Below are 25,098 nucleotides of genomic sequence, written 5' to 3' on the forward strand. Positions count from 1 at the left end.
CGCGCCACCGGCCCGGTCGGGGCGGAGGGTCTCAGCGCCGGTCGTGCTGCAGCGCGTCCTCGGCGATCACCGCCTCGGTCGGCAGCCCGGGCACCTCCCGGACGGCCTCCTCGGCGGCGGCGCGCTCGTGCGACGGGCCGGGCTGCTCGGCCTCGGCGTCGGCGGCGTCCAGGTCACGGCGGATCGTCGAGAGCAGCGCCACTCCCACCAGCACGACGACCGCGGCGATCAGGAACGGCACCGAGGCGCCGACGGCCGCGGCCATCAGTCCCGCGGCGAACGGGGCGAGGCCGCCACCGATGAACCGGACGAACCCGTAGGTGGCCGACGCGGTCGGGCGGGGCACCGGCGAGATCGACATGACCGCCGTCGTCACCAGGGTGTTGTTGACGCCGACCACGATGCCGGACAGGACCACCGCGACGATCACCACGGCGGGCACGTCGTCGAACAGCCCGATGGCCGCGAGCAGCACCGCGATGCCGACGAGCGCGCCGTAGAGGGTGCGCGCGGTGCCGAAGCGGTCCTTGAGCCAGGGCGCGCCGAACACCGCGAAGGCCGCGACGAGCAGCCCCCAGCCGAAGAACACCGCACCGAGCGAGATCGGGTCGAGCCCGCCCATCAGGAACGGTGCGTAGCCGAGCAGGGTGAAGAAGCCCCAGTTGTAGAGCAGCCCGACCCCGCTGGTGGTGGCGAGCGCGCGGTGGCGCAGGGCGGCCAGCGGTTCGGAGAGCCGTGCCTTGTGGGTCGGGACCGGCGTCGGTTCCAGCAGCACGACGGTCGCGACGAGCGCGATCAGCATCAGCACCGAGACGCCGAAGAACGGTCCCCGCCAGGAGACGTTGCCGAGCAGGCCGCCGAGCAGCGGACCGGTGGCGATGCCCACGCCGAGCGCGGTCTCGTAGAGCACGATCGCACCGGCGAAGCCGCCCGAGGCCGAGCCGACGATCACCGCGAGCGAGGTCGCGATGAACAGCGCGTTGCCCAGGCCCCAGCCGGCCCGGAAGCCGACGATGCCCCAGATCCCCGACGACGCCCCGGCCAGCGCCGCGAACACCACGATCAGCGCGAGGCCGGTGATGAGGGTCCTCTTCGCGCCGATCCGGGACGACACCCAGCCGGTCACCAGCATCGCGATCGCGGTCACGACGAGGTAGCTGGTGAACAGCAGCTCGACCTCGGCGTGCGTGGCGTGCAGCTGCCCGGACAGCGACGGCAGGATCGGGTCGACCAGCCCGATGCCCATGAACGAGATGACGCAGGCGAACGCCACCGCCCAGACGGCCTTGGGCTGGCGGAACGGGCTGGGGGCGTGCGCCGCGCTGGATGTTCGGGACATGTCATCGCCTTTCCCCGGGAACGGACCCCGGAGAGATCATGGACGTATCGGACCTGTCGAACATTGCATCACGCAACGCATGTCATGAGCAATGCGAACGACCGTGACCGTGCCCATGTCCCGCTACGGTCGGGGACCCGCCGTCGAGGAGGCCCCGTTGCCGCACACCGCCGACGAGGCCGACCGCCTCGCCCGGCAGGCCGCGTTCCTGGGCGCACTCGCCGCGATCGGCGCCCTGCTCCTGGCCGTGCTCGGCTGGGCCGGTGGCGCGGTCGCGATGTGGATGGGTGTCACGGCCCGCCGCCGCGGCGCGGGGCGCACCGCCGTCGTCGCGATCGCGCTCGGCGGCCTCGGCCTGGTCGCCGGCGTCGGGAACGCCCTGCTGGGCGCCTACCTGTTCCGCTGACCGGTGGTCCGCAGCACCGGCTTGCCCGGAGCCCGGTCCGGTGACTCCAGGTGCGCGTGCGCGGCGGCGACGGCCGCGACGCCGTCGTCCAGGTCGAAGACCCGCTCCACCAGCGGGGTGAGCGTGCCCGCGGCGAGCCCGGCGCGGGCGAACGCCTCGGCGCGGGCCAGCACCGCCGCGTCGCCGGTGACCTCGCGGACGTGGAAGCGGCGCAGCCACACCGGCGCGTACCCGGCCGCGGGCAGCGGTGTCGGCTCCCCGGACAGTCCGCCGTGGACGATCACCGCGCCGCCCGGGGCGCAGGCCCGCACCAGCCGGGCGACGCCGGGCCCGCCCTCGGCGTCGAGGACCAGGTCGGCACCGCCGCCGAGCGCGGACCGCAGCGTCTCGGCGTCGGGCGTGCCGGTCAGCACCTCGGCGGCCCCGGCGGAGCGCAGGACCGCGGCGTGCCGGTCGTCGGGCACGACGGCGACGGCGTGCACCCCGAGGTGCCGCGCGACCTGCAGCGCCGCGGCCCCGATGCTGTTCGCCGCGGCCGTGACGACGAGCCGGTCCCCCTCCCGCAGCCGGACGGCGTGGCGGGTCATGCCCCACACCGTCAGCAGCGGCATCCACAGCGCGGCGGCGCCGTCGTCGTCGAGACCGGGCGGGCGGGCCAGCAGCGACCGGACCGGTACGACGGCCTCGTCGGCGTAGACCGGGTGCTCGTTCTGCGACGACGCCGGGATCACGCACACCTCGTCGCCGGGCGCCCAGCCCGTCACCCCCGGACCGGTCCCGAGCACGGTGCCCGAGCACTCGCTGCCCAGGCCCGCGGGGAGCACCGGGGCGTCGAGGTAGGTGCCGCGGCGGAAGTTGACCTCGGAGCGGTTGAGCCCGACCGCGTGCACCCGGATCCGCACCTCCCCCGGGCCCGGGTCGCGCAGCGGCAGCCGCTCGAGCCGCAGCACCTCCGGGCCGCCCGTGGTGTGGAAGCGGACGGTGCGCACGAGCGGGGACGTCACGACGGACCAGCCTAGGTCCGTGGCGGCCGGTGGGGCACGATGAGCGCCGTTGCACGGGGAGAGGACAGGGATGCGGCGTCGGGTCGAGGTCGGGCTGGAGCGGATCACATTCTTCAGCGACGGGGTGTTCGCCATCGCGATCACGCTGCTGGTGCTGCCGCTGACCGACGCCGAGATCGGCCCGGGCCCGGTCGCCCCGCAGCTGGTGGAGCTGCTGCCGCGGATGCTCACCTTCGCGCTGAGCTTCGCGGTGATCGGGCGGTACTGGACGGTCCACCACCAGCTGTTCGCCCGCTTCGACCGCGCCGACGCCCGGATGATGACGCTCAACCTCGGCTACCTGTTCGGCATCGCGTTCCTGCCGTTCCCGACGTCGCTGCTCGGCGGGCACGGCGACAGCACCGCGGCCGTCGTGCTCTATGCGGCCACGCTGGTCGTCATCGGCTCGTTCTCCGCCGCGATGTGGGCCTACGGCTCCTACCGAGGCCGCCTGACCCGCGCCGACGTGACCCCGGACGAGGCCCGCCACACGCTGGTCAACGGGCTGGCGCCGGTGGTGTCGTTCCTGCCGTCGCTGGTGATCGCCCCCCGCTGAGCCCGACCTGGGCGATGCTGTCCTGGCTGCTGACCGTCCCGGTCTCGGCCGTCGCCGAGCGGCTGTTCCCCGAGCACCGCGCGGCGCGGGCCCGCGCGCAGGCGGGCACGCCGGACACCGCGTGAGGCTCAGACCTCGTTGCTGATCTCGACGAGATTCCCGTCCGGATCGCGCAGGTAGACGCTGAGCAGCGGACCCCGGGCCCCGGTCCGCTCGACCGGCCCCTCCTCGACGGCCACGCCGGCCTCGGCCAGCTCGCGCCGGACCTGCTCGATCGGGTCGAGGGTGATCAGGCACAGGTCGGCGCTGCCCGGAGTGGGCCGCTCGGCCTTCGGCTCGAACTCCCGCCCCGCCTCGTGCAGGTTGATCTTGCTCGGGCCGAAGGCGAGTGCGCGGCGCCCGCCGCCGAACTCGACGGCCTCCATCCCGAGCACGCGGGTGTAGAAGGCGACGGTGGCGTCGATGTCGGCGACGGTCAGCACCAGGTGGTCGAGGTGGTCGATGCGCATGCCCGCGATGCTGGCAGCCGGGCCACCCGGACGCAGATCCTCCTGTGGGTGACCGCCACCGCCCCGGACCGTGACCGGGCGTCCGACGTCGACACCCACACGGACCACTCGGGCGGGTCGCTACGGGCGAACGGGCGTTCGTGAATCACCCTTGTACCTGGCCGTGCAGCCGGGTGGAGAGGGACGAGGACGCACGTGGACGACGAGCTGACGACCGGCGGGGAGACCCCGCCCGCGGACACCGCGAGCACCCCGGCGCCCGAGCCGCCGAAGCGGAGGCGGGGCAGGCCACCGGGTTCGACGGCCCGCACCACCCGGGTCGTGACCATGACCCTGACGGTCAGCGGTTCCGCCGACGGCGACTGGCAGGCCGAGCTGAAGCAGGGCACCACGTGGGTGGCCCGCGGCCTGCCGGTGACGGCGTCGGCGGTGTCCGCGGCGGCTGCGGCGCTGCACGCCGACCTGTCCGGCCCGGTCGACGAGCTCATCGAGGGCGCCCGGTCGGCGAAGGCCGCGCGGGTGGCGGAGCTGGAGGCCGAGCTGGAGCAGGCCCGCAAGGACCTGGCCGAGCTGGAGCAGTGACCGCGCCGGGGTGACCGGCGCGGTGGCTCAGCCGAGCAGCGGCCCCAGTGTCGTGGCGTGCTCGCGCAGGAGGGTGACCAGCTCGGGGTCCGGGTCGGCGACCCGGGTCGCCGGGCCGGACAGCGCGAGACCCGCGACGAGCGCCCCGTCGGCGGGCGAACGGACCGGTACGGCCAGGCACCCGCGGTCCGGGCGCAGCTGACCGGTCTGGGTGGCCAGGACGGCGTCGAGGACGGCGTCGAGCGCGTCCGGGTCGGTGACGGTGCGGTCGGTGACCGGGCGCAGGTCGCGGACCAGGGCCCGCCAGTCGGGCTGCTCGGCGAGCAGCAGCCTGCCCAGCGCGGAGGCCTGGGGCAGCCGGGCGAGCAGGTCGGCGTCGCTGGGCGGGTGGTCCGGGTCCGGGTCGAGGACCTGCAGCCGGGCGCCGTCGAAGATCGCCAGGTGCACGCCCCAGCGGACCCGGCCGCGCAGGTGGTCGACGGTGCGCGCGGCGGTCGGCAACCGCGGGACCGCGACCGGGGACAGCCGCGCGGCACGGCGGCCGAGCGCGAAGCCGCGCAGGTCGGGCAGCCGGACCAGGTACTCCTCACCGACGAGCAGGTTCAGCACCCGGTAGGTGGTCGCCGGGGGCAGCCGCAGCGCCGCCGAGATCTCCTTGGCGGTGACCCCGGGTCCGGCCGCGACGACCTCCTCGAGCACCGCGAGCGCGGTCCGCACGGCACGTGGCTGGCGTCCGCTGATCGGCGCCGGGTCCACCGTCACCGGGCCCGCCCCCAGACGTCGGAGGCGACGGTCTCGTCGTAGACGCCCAGGCCGTGCAGCCGCCCGCGGCGGCGCAGCACGACGGCCCACACCGCACCGGCCCCGAGCGCCGCGGCGAGCGCGATCCCGGTGGCCGGGGCGGCGACGACGAACGCGACCAGGGCCGCGACCAGCGACGGGACGGCCACCACCGCGGTCGCGACCGCGGCCGGGGTCAGCTCGCCGATGCGGCGCAGGAACGCCGGCGCGGCCAGGCAGACCAGCACGTAGCCGACGAGGAACCCGACCGTCGCGACGCCGAGCAGCGCGGCGAGCACCGTCCCGACGGGGACGCCCAGCGCGACCGGGACGGCGACCGCGAGCGTCGCCGCGGGCGCCCTGAGCCCGACGGCGACGTGCGGGGTCCGGAACCGGCGGTGGGTACGCCCCAGCGGGCGGGGCACGACGCCGTCGCGGGCCAGGGCGAACAGCACCCGCGACAGTGCGGTGGTTGTCGCGACCGCGCAGGCGAGGAAGGACAGGACGAGCGCGGCGTCGAGCAGCGGGGGGATCCAGGACCAGCCGCGGGCGACGGCGAGCACCTGCACCGGCTGGGTCTGCCCGGCGAGCCCGCCCGGGACGGCGGCGAACCCGGCGACCTGCACCGCGGCCGCGAAGACTTAGAGCACCGCGGTCACCGCCGCGGTCGCCGTGACCGCGCGCGGCACCGACCGGAACGGGCGCCGGGCCTCGGCCCCGAGCGAGGTCGCCACCTCGAACCCGATGAACGCCGCGAGCGCGGGCACCACGCCCGCGGCGACCGCTCCCGGGCCGGCGGGCGGGACGGGCGCGCCGGGGCCGGGCAGCGGGCCGCCGACGAGCAGCACCACGAACACCCCGACCAGCACCGCGACCGCGACCGCCTCCACCAGCAGCACCACCCGGGCCGCGGGGCGGACCCCGCGCACGACCAGCGCGGTCACCACCGCGCCGACCGCGACGGCGAGCAGTGCCGACGCGAGCGGCCCGGTCGCCCACGGCCCGCACAGCGGGCCGAGGTAGGCCACGGCACCCGCGATCGCCGCGCCGCACAGCAGCAGGTACCCGGCCAGCGTCGCGATCCCGGCCGCGAACGCCGGTCCGGCGCCGAGGCCCTGCGCGGTCAGCGTGTAGATCCCCCCGGGTGCCGCCATCCGGCGGGTGAACCGGGCGACCGAGGCGGCGACGAGCAGCGCGAGCACACCGGCGACGACGAACGACCACACCGTCCCCGCCCGGCCATTCCCGCGACGATCACCGGGGTGGCCGCCATCGCCGCCGAGGGTGCCGAGCCGGCGATCGACTGCGCCGCGACGTCGGCCGGGCCCACCCGTCGCCGGGCCAGACCGTGCACCGGTGACCGGTCACGCAACGACGTCACGACGCCCCCTCCCGCCCTCACCGGTGATCCTCGCCCGCGGACACTAGCTCCCCGTGTCGACGCCATGACCAGCGACGACGGGTCGAACGAGAAACACTCCGGCGCCGTTCCCGCAGCGCGAGAACACCACCGCCGGTGATTCGCACCACACGGGATCCGGCGTTGTGCACGGTCCGTGGCACCGGCCACCGTCCCGGCACCCGACGTCCGCCTCGACCGCCAGGAGGAACCGTGAGCGCACCCGCGCCCCGCCCGTCACCACCGTCGCCGTCCCCGGAGCCCGCGGACCGGCACCGTCTGCGCGGGACGCTGGGCGCCGGGTCGATCGTGTTCATGGTGGTCGCCGCGGCCGCGCCGCTGACCGTCGTCGCCGGGACGGTGCCGCTGGGACTGGCCGCGGGCAACGGCGCCGCGTTCCCGATGACCTTCGTGCTGTACGCGGTGGTGCTGCTGCTGTTCGCGGTGGGCTTCTGCGCGATGTCGCGGCACGTGCCGGGTGCCGGCGCGTTCTACGCCTACGTCGCCCGCGGGCTCGGCGCCGCGCCGGGCCTGGGCTCGGCCTTCCTCGCGCTGGTCACCTACACCGCGGTGCAGGCCGCGGTGTACGGCTACCTGGGCGCGACCGTCGACGCGCTGGTGCAGCACTACGGCGGGCCCGCCCTGCCCTGGTACCTCTACGCGGCCCTGGCGCTCGTCGTCGCCGGGGTGCTCGGCTACCGCCACATCGAGCTGTCCGGCAGGGTCCTGGGCACGCTGCTGGTCGCCGAGGTCGCGATCGTGCTGGTGTTCGACGCCGTCGTCGCCGCGACCGGCGGGCTCGGCCCCGGCCGCTCGACGGCGCTGTTCGTGCCGTCGCAGTTCCTGTCCGGCTCGCTCGGCATCGCGATCATGTTCGCGATCGCGTCGTTCATCGGGTTCGAGGCCACCGCGGTGTTCCGCGACGAGGCCCGCGACCCCGGGCGCACCATCCCCCGCGCCACCTACCTGGCCCTCGTGCTGATCGGCGCGTTCTACACGCTGTCGTCGTGGGCGGTCGTCTCCGCCTGGGGCGACGACGGCGCCGTGGCCCGCGCGACCGAGGACCCCGGGAACATGATCGTCGCGACGATCACCGCGGTGCTCGGCCCCGTCGGCGGCGACCTGGCCCAGGTCCTGCTGGTCACCAGCCTGTTCGCGGCGCTGCTGTCGTTCCACAACGTGCTCTCGCGCTACCTGTTCGCCCTCGGCAACGCCGGCTCGATGCCCGCCGCGCTGGGCCGCAGCCACGCCCGGCACGCCTCGCCGCACGCCGCCTCGGCGGCCCAGTCGGGCACCGCGCTGGCGCTGATCGCGGTGTTCGCGGTGACCGGGATGGACCCGGTGACCCAGGTGTTCGCCTGGATGGCCGGGACCGCGACCCTCGGGGTGCTCGCCCTGATGGCGCTGACCTGCGCCGCGGTGCTCGTGTTCTTCCGCCGCTCGCGCGTCGACACCCGGTTCTGGCACACCGCCCTGGCCCCGGCGCTGGGGCTGGCCGGTCTGCTGGTCTGCCTGTGGCTGACCGTCGCGAACTTCCCGACGCTCATCGGCGGCTCCCCCGCGCTGGCCACCGCCATCGGCGGGGTCCTGGTCGCCGCGTTCGTGCTCGGGACGGTCCTGACCCGGTTCACGGGTGACCGCCCCGGGACCTTGCCCTCGCCCGACGCGCCCGGAACCGTCACCGGGCACGACACCGGGCACGACACCGCCGGAACCGACCTCCAGGAGGAGACCCGATGACCGCCGTCCAGGAGCCGCGCACCACCGCGAGCCACCCGCTGGCCCCGACCACGGAGGCCGAGGTGACCGTCGTCCGCGAGGTCCTCGCCGCGGCCGGGCTGCTCACCGAGCACGTCCGCTTCGCGTTCTTCGCCCCCGAGGAGCCGCCCAAGTCCGAGGTCCTCGCCCACCCCGAGGGCGCCGACGCCGAGCGCAGCTTCCGCGCGGTGCTGCTGGACCTGGGCACCGGGCGCTCCCACGACACGGTCGTCTCGGTCACCCGTCGTGAGCTGGTGTCCTGCCGCGAGCTGGAGCCCGAGCGGGAGGGGCAGCCGCCGATCATCGACTCGGAGTTCGAGTTCATCGAGGACGTCCTGAACGCCTCGCCGGACTGGCTCGCCGCGCTGGAGAAGCGCGGGCTGGAGCCCGCCTCGGTGCGCGCCGTGCCGCTGTCGGCCGGCGTCTACGACATCCCCGGGGAGAAGGGCCGCCGCCTCGCCCGCGCCTTCGGGTTCCGCCAGGACCACGAGGCCGACCACGCCTGGGCACATCCCGTCGACGGGCTCGTCGCCTACGTCGACCTCACCGCCCGCACGGTCGACCGGGTGATCGACACCGGCGTCGTGCCGGTGCCCGCGACCAGCGGGAACTTCGACGACCCGGCCGTACAGGGCGAGCACATGACCTCGCTCAAGCCGATCGAGATCACGCAGCCCGAGGGGCGCTCGTTCACCGTCACCGACGGCCGGGTCCGCTGGGGCAAGTGGGACCTGCGGGTCGGGTTCAACGAGCGCGAGGGCCTGACCCTGCACCAGATCGCCTTCGACGAGCGCCCGATCTGCTACCGCGCCTCGGTCGCGGAGATGGTCGTGCCCTATGCCGACCCGGCGCCGGTGCGGTTCTGGCAGAACTACTTCGACTGCGGCGAGTACATGTTCGCCCGCTACGCCGACTCCCTGCAGCTGGGCTGCGACTGCCTCGGCGACATCCACTACCTCGACGCGAAGGTCGCCGACGACCTGGGCAACCCGCGCACGATCAGCAACGCCATCTGCATGCACGAGGAGGACCACGGCGTCCTCTGGAAGCACACCGACATCTTCACCGGCGCCCGTGAGGTGCGCCGCCAGCGTCGCCTGGTGATCTCGTTCTTCACCCCGATCGGCAACTACGACTACGGCTTCTACTGGTACCTCTACCTCGACGGCACCATCGAGCTGGAGTGCAAGGCGACCGGCATCGTGTTCACCTCCGGCACGCCCGGCGAGTACGCCACCGAGGTCGCGCCCGGCCTGGGCGCGCCGTTCCACCAGCATCTGTTCTCCGCGCGGCTGGACATGACCGTCGACGGCACGGCCAACGCCGTCGAGGAGGTCGAGGCGGTCCGCGTGCCGATGGGCGAGGGCAACGCCCACGGCAACGCGTTCGCCCGCTCGGCCACCCGGCTGACCCGTGAGTCGCAGGCCCAGCGCGACGCCGACCCGGGGTCCGGGCGGGTCTGGCACGTGGTGAACACCGAGAGGACCAACGCCCTGGGACGGCCGGTCGGCTACGTCCTGCACCCGCACGGGCAGCCCACCCTGCTGGCGGACCCGGCGTCGTCGATCCACGCGCGGGCGACGTTCGCCTAGAAGGCGCTGTGGGTGACCCGCTACGACCCGGCGCAGCGCTACCCGGCCGGTGACTTCGTCAACCAGAACCCGGGTGGGGACGGGCTGCCGTCCTGGGTGGCCGCGGACCGCGACCTCGACGGCCAGGACGTCGTGCTGTGGCACACCTTCGGGCTGACCCACTTCCCGCGGCCGGAGGACTGGCCGGTCATGCCGGTCGACTACACCGGCTTCGTCCTGAAGCCGGCCGGCTTCTTCGATCGCAACCCGGCGCTGGACGTGCCACCGGTGGAGTCGAGCAACTGCCACTGAACGGATCACCACTGAGGGCAGGCTCTGCGGGGGCGACCCCGCGGAGCCGCCTCAGCGGGTCGGGGCGAACGGCCGCAGCGCGTCGGGGACCCGGCCGGTCACGATGTTCTCCGCCACCAGCCGGCCGGTGAGCGGGCCCAGCACCATGCCCCACATCCCCAGCCCGCCCGCGACGAACACCCGCGGTGAACGGGTCGGCCCGGCCAACGGGAGTCCGTCCGGGGTGCACGGCCGGGAACCGACCCACTCGTCGGCCCGGTCGGTGAGATCGGCACCCCGCAGGAACGGCTCCACCGCGCGGGTGATCGCGGCGATCCGGCGCGGGTCGAGCGGCTCCTGGGGTGCCCGGAACTCCATCATCCCCGCGATCCGCAGCCGGTCCCCCAGCGGTGTCATGGCCACCCGCTGGGCCGGGAGAGACACCGGCCCCTCAGGCAGCTCGGTCACCGGTACGGCGAAGCTGTACCCGCGCCCGGCCTGCACCGGGGTCCGCACGCCGAACGGCCGGGACAGCCCGGTGCCGAGCGCGCCGGTGGCGAGCACGACCGCGTCGAACCGGGTCTCGTCGGGCCGGCCCTCCTGGGTCCAGCGGACCGTGACCGCACCGCCGTCGTCGTGCACACCGGTGACGCCGGCGCCCTCCCGCAGCAGCGCACCGCCGGAGGTGACCGCACCGGCCAGGCCGGCCAGGCACCGGGGCGGGTCCACGAACCGCTGGTCGTGCAGGGCGACCGCGCCGGCCACCCGGTCGGAGAGCATCGGGGCCCGGGACCGGGCCTCGTCGCCGTCGAGCACGTCGTGTCCGACCTTCTGACCGGTCTCGGCCATCGCCGCCAGCTCCGCGAGCAGCTCGCCGCGCCCCGCGAGGTCGTCGAAGCAGACCAGGAACTCCCCGGCCGGGCGCATCGCGAGATCGGCACCGCCGGCGGCGATCTCGTCGACGGCGTCCAGCGCCAGCTCGTTGACGTCGCGGTAGGCGGCCAACCCCCGCCGGTGCCGGGCCGGCGTGCTGTTCCGGACGAACCCCGCGAGGAAGCGCCACAGTCGCGGGTTCGCCCGCGGCGGCACGTAGACCGGTGACGACGGGTCCAGCGCGGCCCGGATCCCGACGCGCAGCATCGCGGGCCCCGGCAGCGGTGTGGTCAGGGCCGGGGCCAACCAGCCCGCGTTGCCCCAGGACGCCCCCGATCCCGCCGTGCGCTCCTCGAACACCTCGACGTCGATCCCGTCACGCAGCAGGAACCACGCCGTCGACAGGCCGAGCATTCCCGCACCCACCACCGCGACCCGGCGCGGCACCGGCGCCCGTCCACTCTCCATCACTGCTCCTCCTCCATGATCGCAATCCGAGTCTGGGGCCCATCGGGTCGTGCCGGCACGGTCGTCCCGGGCAGCGTCCGGGACCGCGGGCTTGCCGGGATCCGGCAACGTGGAAGCCGTTTATGGCAGCTCGTGGTAGTTCTGCCTGCGGGGAGTCCGGCACATCGCCGCACACCCGCCGTACGAGGAGTGGACGATGAGCGTGACCCGGGTCTGGCTGACCGAGCGAAGCCACCAGGAACTGCATGCCGAGCTGCGGACGTTGCTGCAGCAGCGGAGGGCCGTGGCCGTGGTCGACGGCCGCGAGCACGACAGTCCGGACGGGCCGGGGGCCGAGGAGCGCGACCGCGAGCAACGGATCCGGCGGCTGCAGGAGCTGCTGCACGATCCTGTGGTCGGCGACCGGCCGCCGGACGACGGCGTCGCCGAGCCCGGCATGGCGGTCACCGTGCGCTACGACGACGGCGAGACCGAGACCTTCCTGCTCTCGCACGACGAGAACCGGATCCGCTCCGACGGGACCATGATCTGCTCGCCGGACTCCCCACTCGGCCGCGCGCTGCACGGCGCGCACCAGGGGGACGTCGTCCGGTACCAGCTCCCGGACGGCGGGTCGGCGGAGTGCACGCTGCTCCGCGCCGTGCCCTTCGAGCACTGACCCGACGCATCGTGTACGGGACGGAACGCGCCGGGGCAACAACGGGATCCGGCAGCCGGACGCGCCGGTCTCGGATGCCTGGCTGCGCCGGGTCGCCGACGAGGCCGGGCGCGGGGCGGGCGGCGTCCCGCCCGAGCTGCTCGGCGGCTTCCTGCGGGTACTGGCCGACGCTGCGGCGACCGGCAGACTGCCCTCGGACGCCGAACTGGACGCGGTGCGGCGCAACGGCGGACGGGCCGCCGAGCTGGGGGTCGGCGCGGGGAACGCGGTACAGCTCTACCTGTCTGCCGCCTGGCGGCTGTGGCGGGAGATCCCGCCGACCGCGCACTTCCGGGACGCCGGGACCACGGCGAACGCAGCGGAGGCGGTCATGCGGGCGGTGGACCTGGCGGTGGCCGGGCTCGCCGACGGCTACACCGCGGCCCGCCGGGACCTGGTACGACACGAGGAGACACTGCGCCGTGAGCTGATCGAGGACCTGCTGCGTGGAGACGGTGACGCCGGCGGGCTGGTCGCGCGGGCCGAACCGTTCGGGATGGACCTGGGCCGGCCGCACCAGGTCGCGCTGGCCGCGCCGGACGGCCGCCCGGCGCGGGTGGACGCCGTGCCGGCGTCCCTGGAACGCACCGTCGTGCGCGGGGTCGGGGACCGGGACGTCCTGGTCGCCACCAAGGACGGCCGGATCGTCGTCATCGCCCCGGCGGGCATCGGTGCCGGCAGCCTCGGCGACCTGCTGCACCGCGAGCTGACCCGCACCGGGCGCCCCACCGGTTGGCGGGTCGCGGTGGGGCGCGCACACTCGGGGTCCTACGGGATCGCCCGTTCCTACGAGGAAGCCAGGGAGGCACTGACGACGGCGGGCAGGCTGCAGCTGCCGGCGCAGGTACTGCGGGCCGAGGACATGCTGGTGTACCGGGTGCTGCTGCGGGACCAGCCGGCGATCACCGACCTGGTGCAGACCGTCGCCGTGCCGCTGGCCGGGGCGCGCGGCGGCGCGGCCCCGCTGCTGGACACCCTGGAGGCCTACTTCGCCACCGGCTGCGTGGTCGCCGGGACCGCGCGGCAGCTGCACCTGTCGGTCCGTGCCGTCTCCTACCGCCTGGAGCGGATCGCCGAGCTGACCGGCCACGATCCGGCCGACCCCGCGCAGCGCTTCACGCTGCACGCCGCCGTGCTCGGGGCCCGGCTGCTCGGCTGGCCCGGCCGTGACCTCCCGCCCGGCGACGCGGGCTGAGCCGGGGACGCCGGCCGCGGTCGTCGGCGCGCAGACGCTGCATCCGGACCCGGCCCGCCCGCTCACGCACGCCGAGGCCGGGGCGCTGATCCGGATCGGGCCGGGCACTAGGGTCGCTACCGATCCGATCGCCGATCCACAGGAGGATCCGTGGCACTCGCCGCAGGGGACACCGTCCCCGACGTCCAGCTCATGACCCCGACCGCCGACGGCCCCAAGCCGGTGCAGAGCGCCACCGCCCTGGGCAGCGGCACCGTCGTGCTGTTCGGCGTTCCCGGGGCCTTCACCCCGGCCTGTTCCGACACCCATCTGCCCGGCTTCGTGCTGCGGGCCGACGAGCTGAAGCAGAAGGGCGTCGACACCGTCGTCTGCACCGCGGCCAACGACGCCTTCGTGCTCGGCGCCTGGGCGGACGCCCGCAACGTCGGCGACGCCGTGCTGATGCTGGCCGACGGCAACGCCGAGTTCGCCACCGCCGCCGGACTGGACATGGACGGCTCGAAGTTCGGCCTCGGCACCCGCTCGAAGCGCTACGCCGCGATCATCAAGGACGGCGTGGTGCAGTGGATCGGCGTCGAGGACGTCCCGTCCTCGGTCGAGGTGTCCGGCGTCGAGTCGGTGCTCGCGCAGCTCTGAGGTTCCGGGCCGACCGGCACGCGGGCCTACACTGGCCCGCGTGCCGAAGGTCCTGGGCTCGCTGGCGACGCACCGCGAGCAGGTACGCGAGCGGGTGTTCGACGCCCTGCGCGTGCAGCTCTACGAACGCGGCTTCGACACGGTGACCCTGTCCGGGGTCGCCGCGGCCGCCGGCGTGGGGCGCTCGGCGCTCTACAACCACTTCCCCGACCGCCAGGCCCTGCTCGTCGCGTTCGTCGAGCACGAGGCGGAGCGCTACGTCGCCGAGCTCGACGCCGCGCTCGCCGAGGCCGCGGACCCCCGCGAACGGCTCGCCGCCTTCGCCCGGCTGCAGCTGCGCCGCCTCGCCGAGTTCCACCTCCCGCCGGGCCAGGCGCTGGCCGGTGCCCTGGACCCGGCCGCCTACCGCCGGATCGCCGCGCACGCCGACCCCATCGGGGACCGGCTGGTGGCGGTGCTGCGCGAGGGCGCGGCGCAGGGCTGCATGGTCGACGACGACCCCCGGGTGCTCGCCGCCGTCGTGGCGGGGGCGCTGTCGAGCAGGCGGATCGTCGACGTCGACCCGGCGGAGCTCGACGCCTCGATCGGGACGGCGGTCGCGGCCGTGCTGCGAGCGGTCTCGACGGTTGCGCGCGACTGAGGCTAGCCTTACCCGCGTCGAGGCCCTACCATCGCGATCTGACACGGTGTCAGATCCGGCGCCGTGCCGTCGCACCAGACGTCACGTCACGGGAGGGCCGATGGACGCCACGACCCCCATCACGGGCACGCTGTCCGCCGATCTCCGCCAGGCCACCTGGCCGGTCCACGAGCGGGCGCACCACTGCACCTACTTCGGGGCACTGTTCGACGGCGCCCTCCCGCTGGACGGCTACACCCTGCTCGCCGAGCAGTACATCGCGATCTACACCGCGCTGGAGGAGGCCGGGGACGCGCTGGCCGCCGACCCGGTCGCGGCCCCGTTCGTGATCGACGAGCTGCGCCGGGTGCCCGCGCTGCACGCAGACCTGGACGCCCTCGGCGGGGGTGTCCCCCGGATCCTCCCCGCCACCGCGGCCTACGTCGCCCGGCTGCGCGAGGCGGCGTCGGACCCGGCGTTGTTCGTCGCCCACCACTACGTCCGCTACCTGGGCGACCTGGCGGGCGGCCAGGTCGTCGGCAAGATCCTGCATCGCACCTACGGCATCGAGGGCCCCGGCCGGTTGTTCTACGACTTCAAGGCCCTCGGCAGCCCGTCGGCGTTCCGGACCCGCTACCGCGCACTGCTCGACGACGCGGCCTGGACCCCGGCGCAGCGCGAGCGGCTGCTCGCCGAGGCGGTGCACGCCTTCGAGCTGAACATCGCCGTCCTCACCGAGATGGCCGAGGAGGTCGGGCTCGCGCAGCCGCTGGCGTCCTGAGCGGGGCCGTCACCTGGCGGCGGGATCGTAGCGCATCAGCCCGACCGGGACCCCGGACAGGTCCGCGACGAACGCCAGCTCACCGACACCGGCGATCGTCGTCGGCTCCATCAGCACCCGGCCGCCCGCCGAGACGGCCGCGGCCAGACCGGCCGCCACGTCGTCGACGGCGACGGTGATCTCCACGGGGGCGGCCACGCCACCGTCGAACACCCGCCGGTGCTGCAGGGCCGCGAACGGCCCCGGGTCCCGCCCGCGGTCGGTGTGCACCCGGAAGAACTCCGGCGGGCCCCACGGCTCGAACCGCCAGCCGAGCACGGCCCCGTAGAAGGCGCGGCTCGCGTCGGTGTCGTCGGAGTTGATCGCGATGTGGGCGACCGTGCCGATGGGCGGGGTCGTCGGTGTCGTCGGTGTCGTCATGGATCGGAGTCTGGCCCGGCGGGCACTGGCGCTCCGTCGCCGTCACGACCGATCCTGTCGCGTGTGCGACAGGATCCGCCCGTCCGCAGCTACGCGGTGACCCACCCGGCCGGCACGATCGTGCCCCCGCAGCCGCCGGGCTGGCACCAGGTGCTGCTCACCACCACCGGTGCGATGACCCTCGAGCTGCCCGACGGCTCCTGGTTCGTGCCACCGGGGGCCGCCGTCGAGGTCCCGGCCGGGGTGCCGCACCGGGTCCGGGCGGTCGCGACGGTCCGGCTGCGCACCCTGTACCTGCGCGGGGCCCGGCCCGGTCCGGCGCGAGTGGTCCGGGTGGTCCCCCTGCTGCGCGAGCTGCTGCTGGCCGCGGTCGCCCGCGCGCCGCTGTACCCGGACGGGGACCGGGCCGCCGCGGCCCTGCTGGACCTGACCGAGCGCGAGCTCGCCGCGGCCACGACGATGACCCCGCTGCTGCTGACGCTGCCCACCGACCCGGCGGCGCGCCGGGTCGCGGAGCGCATCCTCGCCGCGCCGGGCGACCCGGCCAGGGTCGACGCGCTGTGCCGGGGCTGCGGGGCCGGCCGGCGGACCGTGGAGCGCTGGTTCCGTGAGGGCACCGGGCTCGGCGTGGCGGCCTGGCGGCGCCGGGCCCGGCTGGTCGCGGCCCTGGCCGAGCTCGCCGACGGCCGTCCGCTCGCCGGTGTGGCGCACGCCGCGGGGTACGCCACACCCAGCGCGTTCGGTGCGATGGTCAAGGCCGAGCTGGGGTCGAGCCCCGGAGCACTCGTACGGGCTCCCTAGACTCGACGCCCGTCCCCCGACCACCGATCCCAGGAGTGTCCCGGTGTCCAGCCCCGGCATCGACCCGGACGAGCTCGCGACCGCGCTGAAGGTACTGGCCGAGGTCGACGAGCTGCCACCCGAACACCCCGACGCCGTGGTCGTCCGACGGGCGACCGCGGGGATCTGGAAGTCGGTGCGGCTGCGGCGCCGCGCCGAGAAGCGGCAGGCCGAGAAGTCCTCCGACGAGGCCGTCACCGCCGCCACCGCGACCGGCGCGGCCGGGCGCATCGACGACGAGACCGCCGGCATCCCGCTGGTGTCGACCACCCCCGGCGCGACCGCGGGGACGCTGCACCGCGCCCGCGGGTGCTACGTCTGCAAGACGCGCTACACCGTCGTCGACGCCTTCTACCACCAGCTGTGCCCGGACTGCGCCGCCGCGCACCGTGCCCACCGCGACGCCCGTACCGACCTGTCCGGGCGCCGCGCGCTGCTCACCGGCGGCCGCGCCAAGATCGGGATGTACATTGCGCTGCGGCTGCTGCGCGACGGTGCCCACCTCACCATCACCACCCGTTTCCCGCGCGACGCCGCGCGCCGCTTCGCCGCGCTGCCCGACTCGGCGCAGTGGCTGCACCGGCTGCGGGTGATCGGGGTGGACCTGCGTGACCCGGGCCAGGTCATCGCCGTCGCCGACGAGGTCGCCGCCGCGGGACCGCTGGACATCCTGGTCAACAACGCCGCGCAGACGGTGCGCCGCTCCCCCGGCTCCTACTCCGCGCTGGAGGCCGCCGAGCACGAGGAGCTGCCAGCGGGCGAGCTGCCGGAGATCGTGTCGTTCACCAGCGGCTCGCGCGAGCACCCGCTCCTGCTGGCCGGGGCGGTCCCGGGCGGGCGCGACCTGGCCGCGCTGGCGACGACGGCCCGGTCGGCGTCGCCGGAGCGGATGGCCGCCGGCACCGCGGTCGACGCGGGCGGGCTGCTGCCCGACACCGCGGCGGTCAACAGCTGGGTCGACCACGTCCAGCACGTGGACCCGCTCGAGCTGCTCGAGGTGCAGCTGTGCAACCAGACGGCGCCGTTCGTGCTGGTGTCGCGGCTGCGCCCGGCGATGGCGGCGTCGAGCGCGCGCAACAAGTACGTCGTGAACGTCTCGGCGATGGAGGGCGTGTTCGGGCGCGGCTACAAGGGCCCCGGGCACCCGCACACCAACATGGCGAAGGCCGCGCTGAACATGCTGACCCGCACCAGCGCGGGCGAGATGTTCGCGACCGACCGGATCCTGATGACCGCGGTGGACACCGGCTGGATCACCGACGAGCGCCCGCACCCGATGAAGCTGCGCCTGGCCGAGGAGGGGTTCCACGCCCCGCTCGACCTCGCCGACGGCGCCGCCCGCGTCTACCACCCGATCGTCGCCGGGGAGGCCGGCGAGGACCTGCACGGAGTGTTCCTGAAGAACTACCGCGTGTCCTCCTGGTAGAGGGGTCTCACCCGGCACTGTCGGGGGTCGCCGCTACCGTGCGGTCCGTGCTGGAGATCCATCGGGCCGAACGCGCCGACACCCTCGTCGAGGCGCTCGCCGGCGTCCTGGCGGCCGGCTCGGACGACCCGTTCGCGGCCGAGACCGTCGCGGTCCCCGAGCGCGGGGTGGAGCGCTGGCTGGCCCAGCGGCTCGCGCACCGGCTCGGTGCGGGGACGGGCGGCGGCGGGGTCTGCGCGAACGTCCGGTTCCCGGCGCCGGCCGCGCTGCTCGGCGGGGTCGTCGCGCACGTCACCGGCACCGACCCGGCGACCGACCCGTGGTCGCCCGGCCGGTCGGTGTGGCCGCTGCTGGAGCTGATCGACGAGGCCGTCGCCGAACCCGGGGACGACCGGTTCACCGCCCTCGCCGCGCACCTGGAGCGTGGTGGGCACGGCCGCCGCTACGCGCTCGCCCGCACGCTGGCCGGGCTGTTCGGCTCCTACGCCACGCACCGTCCCGAGCTGCTGCGCCGCTGGCGCGCCGGGGAGGACGCGGTGCACGCCGACCTGGTGTGGCAGCCGGAGCTGTGGCGCCGCCTGCACGCCGCACTCGGGGTCCCCGGTCCCGCCGAGCGCCTCGACGACGCGGTGGCCCGCCTGCGCGGGGGCGCCGACCCGGGCCCCGAGGTCGGGCCGCGGCTGTCGCTGTTCGGCCCGACCCGGCTGGCCGCCGAGCACCTGACCGTCCTGGAGGCCCTCGCGGCACACCGGGAGGTCCACCTCTGGCTGCCGCACCCGTCGCCGGCGATGTGGGACGCGGTGCGCGCCGCGCGGACACCGGGGGTGCCCTCGCGCGCCGCCGACACCAGTGCCGGGGCCGTGCGTCATCCGCTGCTGCGCTCGCTCGGCCGGGACACCCGGGAGCTGGCCCTGCGGCTCCCCGCGGCCGGGCCCGGCGTGACCGACACCCACCACCCGGCCCCCGCCGGGAGCGGCGCGCCGACCCTGCTGAGCCGCCTGCAGACCGCCCTGCGCGACGACGCCGTGCCGCCCGCCCCGGAGGACCGTCCCCTGCTCGACGCGGACGACCGCAGCGTCGCGCTGCACTCCTGCCACGGCCCGGACCGGCAGGTGGAGGTGCTGCGCGAGGTGCTGCTCGGCCTGCTCGCCGCCGCCCCGGACCTGGAGCCGCGCGACATCATCGTCATGTGCCCGGACATCGAGGTGTTCGCGCCGCTGATCACGGCCTCGTTCGGCCTCGCCCCGGAGGCGGACTCCCCCGACGGCGCGGGCCCCTCCCGCGAGGAGCTCCACCCCGGGCACCGGCTCCGGGTGCGCCTGGCCGACCGGGCCCTGCGCCAGGCGAACCCGCTGCTGGGCACCGTGTCGTCGCTGCTGGAGCTGGCCGGGTCCCGGGTCAGCGCCTCCCAGGTGCTCGACCTGGTCGCCTCCGCCCCCGTGCGCCGCCGCTTCCGCTTCGACGACGACGCGCTGGAGCGGCTGTCCGAGCTGGTCACCGCGGCCGGGGTCCGGTGGGGGCTCGACGCCGCGCACCGGCGGCCCTACCGGCTCGACGGGATCGAGCAGAACACCTGGCGGGCCGGGCTGGACCGGATGCTCGTCGGCGTCGCGATGGCCGAGACGCCGGGCGCCCCGGCCTGGCTGGGCACCGCGCTGCCGCTGGACGAGGTCGACTCCTCCGACGTGGACCTCGTCGGGCGGCTCGCCGAGTTCGTCGACCGGCTCGCGACCGTGCTCGGTGCACTGCGCGGCCCGCAGCCGCTGTCGGTCTGGGTGGACGCGCTCGTCGAGGGGCTGTCCGCACTGACCGACACCACCCCGACCGACGCCTGGCAGGCCGGGCAGGCCCGGGCGGAGCTGGCCGACGTCGTCGCCTCCGCGGGGCCGCAGGCCGCCACCGTCGACCTCGACCTGCCCGACGTGCGCGGCCTGCTCGCCGAGCGGCTGCGCGGGCGGCCCAGCCGGGCGAACTTCCGGACCGGCACGCTGACCGTCGCGACGCTGGTGCCGATGCGGGCCGTCCCGCACAAGGTCGTGTGCCTGCTGGGCTGCGACGACGGGGTGTTCCCCCGCGCCGGCGCCCCCGACGGCGACGACGTGCTGGCCCGCGACCCGGTCGTCGGCGAGCGGGACCCGCGCGGGGAGGACCGCCAGCTGCTGCTCGACGCGCTCTGCTCCGCCACCCGGCACCTGGTCGTGGTGTCCTCCGGCGCCGACGAGCGCACCGGCGCCGACCGGCCGCCGTCGGTGCCGGTCGGGGAGCTGTGCGACGCGATCGACGCCTGCGTGCGGACCCGGACCGGCACGCCCGCGTCGCAGGCCCTGCGGGCCCGGCACCCGCTGCAGCCCTTCGACCGGCGCAACTTCACCTCCGGCGCGCTGCTGGCCGCCGGACCGTTCAGCTTCGACCGGGCCGCGCTGCGCGGCGCCGAGGCCGCGGCCGGGCCGCGCACCGTGACCCCGCTGTTCGGCGCGGACCCGCTGCCTCCGCCGGAGGACCCGCCGGACGGGGTGGTCGAGCTCGACGAGCTGGTCGCCTTCGTCGAGCACCCGGTGCGGGCGTTCCTGCGCCAGCGGGTGCGGGTGCTGCCGCCGGAGGAGAACGTCGAGCCCGACGACGCGCTGCCGGTCGAGCTCGACGGCCTGGCCACCTGGAAGATCGGGGACCGGCTGCTGACCGACCGGCTCGCCGGGGCCGCACCGCAGGCCGTCGCGCGGGCCGAGACGCTGCGCGGTGACCTCCCGCCGGGCGGGATCGGGCACCGGGTGCTCACCGAGGTCGGCGGGCAGGTCGAGCCGCTGGTCGCCGTCGCCGCGGCGGTCGCGACCGGTGAGGCGGGCTCGCAGGACCTCGTCGCGCAGCTCACCGGCACACCCGAGGACGGCCGCGCCGTCGCGGGGACGGTGCCGGGCCTGCACGGCGACGTCGTGGTGCGCGTCGAGTACTCGCGGCTCAAGGCCAAGCACCGGCTGCGGGCGTGGGTCCAGCTGCTCGCGCTCAGCGCCGCGCACCCCGGCCGGTCCTGGACGGCGGTGACCGTCGGGCGCGGCCCCGGCGGCGCCGCCCGCTCGGTGCTCGGCCCGGTCGACCCGGGCCTCGCCCGCCGCACCCTGGCCGACCTGGTCGCGCTGCGCCGTGAGGGCCTGCGGGCACCGCTGCCGCTGCCCACCGACGCCGCCGCCGTCTACGCCCGCAACCGCGCCCGCGGGGTGGTCCCGGCCAACGCGTTCGCCGCTGCGGAGAGCGAGTGGTCGCGCTTCGAGCACGCCGAGGCCCCGCACGTCTACGTCCGGGGGTCCGCGGGCGGCCCGCTGGTCACCCGTCCCGAGCCCGGGTCCGGCGGGGAGCCCACCCGCTTCGGGGAGCTCGCCGTCCGGCTGTGGGCACCGCTGCTCGACCACGAGAGGCAGGACGCGCCGTGACCACCACCAGCGTGTTGTCGGCACCGACCTTCGAGGTCGACGGGCCGCTGCCGTCCGGCACCGTCGTGCTGGAGGCGAGCGCGGGGACGGGGAAGACCTACACGATCGCCGCGCTGGCGACCCGCTACGTCGCCGAGGGCGTCGCGGACCTGGATCGGCTGATGCTGGTCACCTTCGGCCGCGACGCCACCCAGGAGCTGCGCGAGCGGGTCCGGGAGCGGCTGGTGGGCACCGAGCGGGCGCTCGCCGCCGTACTCGCCGGCGCCACCCCGCCGACGCCGGAGGCCGACCCCGTGGTCGCGCACCTGGCCGCCACCGACCCGGCCGAGCTGGAGCGGCGGCGGGCCCGGCTGGCGACGGCGTCGGCGTCGTTCGACGCGGCGACGATCGCCACCACCCACCAGTTCTGCATGCAGATGCTGGCCGGCCTGGGCGTGGCCGGGGACAACGACCCGGACGCCGAGTTCGTCGACCACGTCGACGACGTCGTCACCGAGGTCGTCGACGACTTCTACGTGCGCAAGTACGCCGCCCCGAACGCCGGCCGCCCGGCGTTCGACCGGGCCGCGGCCCTGGCGCTGGCCCGCCGCGCCGTCGGCGACCCGCAGGCCGAGCTGGAGCCCCGCGACGCCGACCCGGCCACCCCGGCCGCCACCCGGTACGGCTTCGCCTCCGCGGTGCGCCGCGAGGTCGACGCCCGCAAGCGGCGCTCGCGCATCTACAGCTACGACGACATGCTCACCCGCCTCGCCGCGGCGCTGCGCGACCCGGTCCGCGGCCCCGCCGCCCGGGACCGGCTGCGGTCGCGGTTCTCGGTGGTGCTCGTCGACGAGTTCCAGGACACCGACCCGCTGCAGTGGGAGATCCTCTCCCTGGCGTTCCACTCCGCCCCCGACACCACGTTGGTGCTCATCGGCGACCCGAAGCAGGCGATCTACGCCTTCCGCGGCGCCGACGTGCACAGCTACCTGCGGGCCGCCGACGCGGCGGCGACCCGGCGCACCCTCTCGACCAACCGCCGCAGCGACGCGGCCCTGCTCACCGCGCTGGACGGGGTGTTCGGCGAGGCCGCCCTCGGGGACTCCGGGATCGTCGTGCACCCGGTCCGGGCCCACCACACCGGGCGGCGGCTGACCGCCCGCCAGGACGCCCCCCTGCGGCTGCGGCTGGTCGACCGGGACCGGCTCGACCTGACCGGGCGCGGGCTGGCCCGGGCCAAGGGCGCCCGCGCCGTGGTGGCGCGCGACGTCGCCGTCGACCTGTCGCAGCTGCTCGACGGCACCGCCCGCTTCGCGGGGGGACGACTGCGCCCCGGGCAGGTCGCGGTGCTGGTGCGCACCAACGCCCAGGGCCTGCTGGTGCGCGACGCCTGCGCCGAGGCCGGGGTGCCCGCCGTGCTCACCGGCTCCACCAGCGTGTTCACCACGCCGGTCGCCGCGGAGTGGCTGACGCTGCTGGAGGCCGTCGAGCAGCCGCAGCGCTCGATGCGGCTGCGCGCCGCAGCGCTGACCCGGTTCGTCGGCCACACCGTCGCCGACCTGTGCGGGCCCGACGCCGAGAGGCTGGTCGACCAGCTCGGCGCGGACCTGCGGGCCTGGCACCAGGTCCTCGCCGAGCGCGGGGTCGCCGCCCTGCAGGAGGCCGTGTTCGCCCGCTACGCCCCGGCCGAGCGCCTGCTGCGCAGCCCCGACGGCGAACGCGACCTCACCGACGTGCGCCACGTCGGCCAGGTTCTGCACTCCGCGGCGCTGGAACGCCACCTGGGCCCGACGGCGCTCACCGAGTGGCTGCGGCACCGGATCGGCGAGGCCGCCCGCGACACCTCCGCCGAGCGGAGCCGGCGGCTGGAGTCCGACGCCGACGCCGTCCAGATCGTGACGGTGCACCGGTCCAAGGGGCTCGAGTTCCCGGTGGTGTACCTGCCGTTCGCGTGGGACCGCTGGGTCGACGACCGGCCCGAGACGCTGCTTTACCACGACACCCCGGCCGGTGCCGACGGCCAGCGCCGGCTGCTCGACGTCGGCGGGTCCACCGGGCCGGACCGCACCCGGCGCACCGCGCTGCACCAGGCCGAGGAGGCGGGCGAGGACCTGCGGCTGCTGTACGTGGCGCTCACCCGCGCCTGCAGCCAGGTCGTCGCCTGGTGGGTCCCGGGGACGACGACCGCGGCGGCGTCGCTGCACCGGGTGCTGTTCGGGCACGCCGGGCCCGGCGCGGAGCCGGAACCGACCGCGAAGGTCCCCGGCGACGCGAACGCGCTGGCGTTCCTGCGGGAGCGGCTCGCCCCGGCCGGCGCGTCGGTGGAGACCCTGCACGACCGCGACCCCGCCGACCGCACCCCGGTCCCGCCCGACGCGGGGCTGGCCGTCGCGACGTTCACCCGCACGCTGGACACCGCGTGGCGGCGCACGTCCTACACCGCGCTGACCGCGGCCGCGCACGCCGCGCACCACCCGCACCCGGCCGTCGACGCCGACCCGGAGCCGGCCGCGACCGCGCCCGGGGTGCTGACCGAGCCCGAGGACGAGGGCATCGTCGACGAGCCCGACCCCGCCCCGCTGCCCGGTGCCGGCCCCAGCGGGGACGCCACGGCGGGTGCAGTCGGCCCCGCGGGGTTCCCCTCCCCCATGGCCGACCTGCCCTCGGGCACCGGGTTCGGCACCCTGGTGCACGCCGTGCTGGAGCACCTCGACACCCGCACGGCCGCCCAGGGCGACGCCGCGCTGCGGGCCGAGGTCGTCGCCCACGTCACCGAGGAGCTGCGCCACCAGCCGGCCGACCTCGATCCCGACGAGCTCGCCGACGCGCTCGTCCCGGTGCTGCGGACCCCGCTCGGGCCGATCGCGTCCGGGCTGGCACTGGCCGACGTCGCGCCGGGCGACCGGCTGTCGGAGCTGGACTTCGAGCTGCCGCTGTGCGGCGGGGACACCCCGACGGGGCGGCTCACCCTGGCCGGGCTGGCCGCCGCCGTCCGCAGGCACCTCGGGCCCGGTGACCCGCTGCACGGCTACGCCGACCTCCTCGACTCCCCCGACCTCGCCGGACAGCAGCTGCGCGGCTACCTGACGGGCAGCATCGACTCGGTGCTGCGGGTCCGTGACGGGGCCGGGGAGCGGTTCCTCGTCGTGGACTACAAGACGAACTGGCTGGGCCCGGTCGGCCCGTCCGGGCGCGACCCGCTGACCGCGGCGCACTACACCGCCGACCGGCTGGCCACGGCGATGGCCGACGCGCACTACCCGCTCCAGGCGCTGCTCTACGCCGTCGCGCTGCACCGCTACCTGCGCTGGCGGCTGCCCGGCTACGACCCGGACACCCACCTCGGCGGGGTCGGCTACCTGTTCCTGCGCGGTATGTGCGGGCCGGACACCCCGGTCACCGGGTCCGGGCCGCTGGCCGCGCCGTGCGGCGTCTTCGCCTGGCGGCCACCCGCCGCCCTGGTCGAGGAGCTGTCGGACCTGCTGGACGGAGGCACCCCGTGACG

19 protein-coding genes and 2 pseudogenes are annotated in these 25,098 nt (G+C 75.8%); 14 read left to right on the forward strand and 7 right to left on the reverse strand.

The annotated features are described in order from the left end of the window. Positions 1 to 31 precede the first annotated feature (31 nt). Positions 32 to 1,339 carry an MFS transporter gene (locus ZF1_RS16660; RefSeq protein WP_482637727.1) on the reverse strand — a complete coding sequence of 436 codons (1,308 nt, stop codon included), beginning with the start codon at positions 1,337 to 1,339 and terminating at the stop codon, positions 32 to 34. A gap of 115 nt (positions 1,340 to 1,454) precedes the next feature. Between ZF1_RS16660 and ZF1_RS16665 the strand changes: the two genes are divergently transcribed. Next, a complete protein-coding gene (locus ZF1_RS16665; RefSeq protein ID WP_476651737.1) occupies positions 1,455 to 1,745 on the forward strand; it encodes a hypothetical protein in 291 nt (96 codons plus the stop codon). Here ZF1_RS16665 and ZF1_RS16670 read toward each other — a convergent pair. Then, entirely contained in the window at positions 1,730 to 2,749 is a 1,020-nt protein-coding gene (locus ZF1_RS16670) for an alcohol dehydrogenase catalytic domain-containing protein (protein WP_482637728.1), read from the reverse strand. The genes ZF1_RS16665 and ZF1_RS16670 overlap by 16 nt on opposite strands. 70 nt (positions 2,750 to 2,819) lie before the next feature. Here ZF1_RS16670 and ZF1_RS16675 point away from each other — a divergent pair, with 70 nt between their 5' ends. After that, on the forward strand, positions 2,820 to 3,344 hold the full coding sequence (locus ZF1_RS16675) for a TMEM175 family protein (RefSeq protein WP_482637729.1): 525 nt from the start codon (positions 2,820 to 2,822) through the stop codon (positions 3,342 to 3,344). A gap of 128 nt (positions 3,345 to 3,472) precedes the next feature. Here the strand turns inward: ZF1_RS16675 and ZF1_RS16680 are convergent, their stop codons facing one another. Further along, positions 3,473 to 3,853, reverse strand: a complete 381-nt coding sequence (locus ZF1_RS16680) for a VOC family protein (RefSeq protein WP_476651740.1) — start codon at positions 3,851 to 3,853, stop codon at positions 3,473 to 3,475. A 195-nt stretch (positions 3,854 to 4,048) separates the two neighbouring features. Between ZF1_RS16680 and ZF1_RS16685 the strand changes: the two genes are divergently transcribed. After that, complete coding sequence (locus tag ZF1_RS16685) at positions 4,049 to 4,435, forward strand: DUF6319 family protein (RefSeq protein WP_307799818.1); 387 nt, start codon at positions 4,049 to 4,051, stop codon at positions 4,433 to 4,435. A 27-nt stretch (positions 4,436 to 4,462) separates the two neighbouring features. On the opposite strand, the gene ZF1_RS16690 is transcribed toward ZF1_RS16685, so the two are convergent. Then, the gene (locus ZF1_RS16690) at positions 4,463 to 5,152 is read right to left on the reverse strand and encodes an IclR family transcriptional regulator (RefSeq protein WP_482637730.1); all 690 of its coding nucleotides are present in this window, start codon (positions 5,150 to 5,152) and stop codon (positions 4,463 to 4,465) included. A 41-nt stretch (positions 5,153 to 5,193) separates the two neighbouring features. Continuing rightward, positions 5,194 to 6,441: pseudogene (locus ZF1_RS16695) on the reverse strand (APC family permease). A 386-nt stretch (positions 6,442 to 6,827) separates the two neighbouring features. On the opposite strand from ZF1_RS16695, the gene ZF1_RS16700 reads away from it, so the two are divergent. Together ZF1_RS16700 and ZF1_RS16705 are read left to right on the forward strand one after the other, a co-directional pair. Then, entirely contained in the window at positions 6,828 to 8,354 is a 1,527-nt protein-coding gene (locus tag ZF1_RS16700) for an APC family permease (RefSeq protein ID WP_482637731.1), read from the forward strand. Further along, positions 8,351 to 10,255, forward strand: a pseudogene (locus ZF1_RS16705) (primary-amine oxidase). The gene ZF1_RS16700 and the pseudogene ZF1_RS16705 overlap by 4 nt, the downstream one beginning before the upstream one ends. Before the next feature lie 51 nt (positions 10,256 to 10,306). Here the strand turns inward: ZF1_RS16705 and ZF1_RS16710 are convergent. Then, positions 10,307 to 11,575 (reverse strand): NAD(P)/FAD-dependent oxidoreductase, encoded by a 1,269-nt coding sequence (locus ZF1_RS16710; RefSeq protein WP_482637732.1) that lies wholly within the window; start codon positions 11,573 to 11,575, stop codon positions 10,307 to 10,309. A gap of 196 nt (positions 11,576 to 11,771) precedes the next feature. Here ZF1_RS16710 and ZF1_RS16715 point away from each other — a divergent pair, with 196 nt between their 5' ends. The 5 genes from ZF1_RS16715 (at position 11,772) to ZF1_RS16735 (ending at position 15,503) form a co-directional block, all read left to right on the forward strand. Beyond that, complete coding sequence (locus ZF1_RS16715) at positions 11,772 to 12,233, forward strand: GreA/GreB family elongation factor (protein WP_476651742.1); 462 nt, start codon at positions 11,772 to 11,774, stop codon at positions 12,231 to 12,233. A 46-nt stretch (positions 12,234 to 12,279) separates the two neighbouring features. Further along, the gene (locus tag ZF1_RS16720; protein WP_482638716.1) at positions 12,280 to 13,467 is read left to right on the forward strand and encodes a PucR family transcriptional regulator; all 1,188 of its coding nucleotides are present in this window, start codon (positions 12,280 to 12,282) and stop codon (positions 13,465 to 13,467) included. Between the two features lie 150 nt (positions 13,468 to 13,617). Next, positions 13,618 to 14,103 (forward strand): peroxiredoxin, encoded by a 486-nt coding sequence (locus tag ZF1_RS16725; RefSeq protein WP_405416657.1) that lies wholly within the window; start codon positions 13,618 to 13,620, stop codon positions 14,101 to 14,103. A 40-nt stretch (positions 14,104 to 14,143) separates the two neighbouring features. Further along, positions 14,144 to 14,743, forward strand: a complete 600-nt coding sequence (locus tag ZF1_RS16730) for a TetR/AcrR family transcriptional regulator (RefSeq protein ID WP_226357570.1) — start codon at positions 14,144 to 14,146, stop codon at positions 14,741 to 14,743. A gap of 100 nt (positions 14,744 to 14,843) precedes the next feature. Further along, complete coding sequence (locus ZF1_RS16735; protein ID WP_482637733.1) at positions 14,844 to 15,503, forward strand: biliverdin-producing heme oxygenase; 660 nt, start codon at positions 14,844 to 14,846, stop codon at positions 15,501 to 15,503. A gap of 9 nt (positions 15,504 to 15,512) precedes the next feature. On the opposite strand, the gene ZF1_RS16740 is transcribed toward ZF1_RS16735, so the two are convergent. After that, a complete protein-coding gene (locus tag ZF1_RS16740) occupies positions 15,513 to 15,923 on the reverse strand; it encodes a VOC family protein (protein WP_482637734.1) in 411 nt (136 codons plus the stop codon). 63 nt (positions 15,924 to 15,986) lie between these two features. Between ZF1_RS16740 and ZF1_RS16745 the strand changes: the two genes are divergently transcribed. From ZF1_RS16745 to ZF1_RS16760, 4 genes are read left to right on the forward strand one after another with little or no spacing between them, the layout of a single operon-like run. Then, the gene (locus tag ZF1_RS16745; RefSeq protein WP_482637735.1) at positions 15,987 to 16,724 is read left to right on the forward strand and encodes an AraC family transcriptional regulator; all 738 of its coding nucleotides are present in this window, start codon (positions 15,987 to 15,989) and stop codon (positions 16,722 to 16,724) included. A gap of 43 nt (positions 16,725 to 16,767) precedes the next feature. Beyond that, positions 16,768 to 18,189 carry an SDR family NAD(P)-dependent oxidoreductase gene (locus tag ZF1_RS16750; protein ID WP_482637736.1) on the forward strand — a complete coding sequence of 474 codons (1,422 nt, stop codon included), beginning with the start codon at positions 16,768 to 16,770 and terminating at the stop codon, positions 18,187 to 18,189. Positions 18,190 to 18,236: 47 nt separating this feature from the next. Further along, a complete protein-coding gene (gene recC / locus ZF1_RS16755) occupies positions 18,237 to 21,614 on the forward strand; it encodes an exodeoxyribonuclease V subunit gamma (protein WP_482637737.1) in 3,378 nt (1,125 codons plus the stop codon). Continuing rightward, a complete protein-coding gene (locus tag ZF1_RS16760; protein ID WP_405416650.1) occupies positions 21,611 to 25,096 on the forward strand; it encodes a UvrD-helicase domain-containing protein in 3,486 nt (1,161 codons plus the stop codon). Before recC ends, ZF1_RS16760 begins: the two co-directional genes overlap by 4 nt. Positions 25,097 to 25,098: the final 2 nt, after the last annotated feature.

The sequence above is a fragment of the Pseudonocardia sp. ZF1 genome (assembly GCF_056835605.1).

Bases quoted from the DNA above. Each gene is read 5' to 3' on its own strand.
- ZF1_RS16665 (WP_476651737.1), top strand. From the start codon at position 1,455: ATGTCCCGCTACGGTCGGGGACCCGCCGTCGAGGAGGCCCCGTTGCCG.
- ZF1_RS16680 (WP_476651740.1), bottom strand. From the start codon at position 3,853: ATGCGCATCGACCACCTCGACCACCTGGTGCTGACCGTCGCCGACATC.
- ZF1_RS16740 (WP_482637734.1), bottom strand. From the start codon at position 15,923: ATGACGACACCGACGACACCGACGACCCCGCCCATCGGCACGGTCGCC.
- ZF1_RS16675 (WP_482637729.1), top strand. From the start codon at position 2,820: ATGCGGCGTCGGGTCGAGGTCGGGCTGGAGCGGATCACATTCTTCAGC.
- ZF1_RS16710 (WP_482637732.1), bottom strand. From the start codon at position 11,575: ATGGAGAGTGGACGGGCGCCGGTGCCGCGCCGGGTCGCGGTGGTGGGT.
- ZF1_RS16735 (WP_482637733.1), top strand. From the start codon at position 14,844: ATGGACGCCACGACCCCCATCACGGGCACGCTGTCCGCCGATCTCCGC.
- ZF1_RS16660 (WP_482637727.1), bottom strand. From the start codon at position 1,339: ATGTCCCGAACATCCAGCGCGGCGCACGCCCCCAGCCCGTTCCGCCAG.
- ZF1_RS16715 (WP_476651742.1), top strand. From the start codon at position 11,772: ATGAGCGTGACCCGGGTCTGGCTGACCGAGCGAAGCCACCAGGAACTG.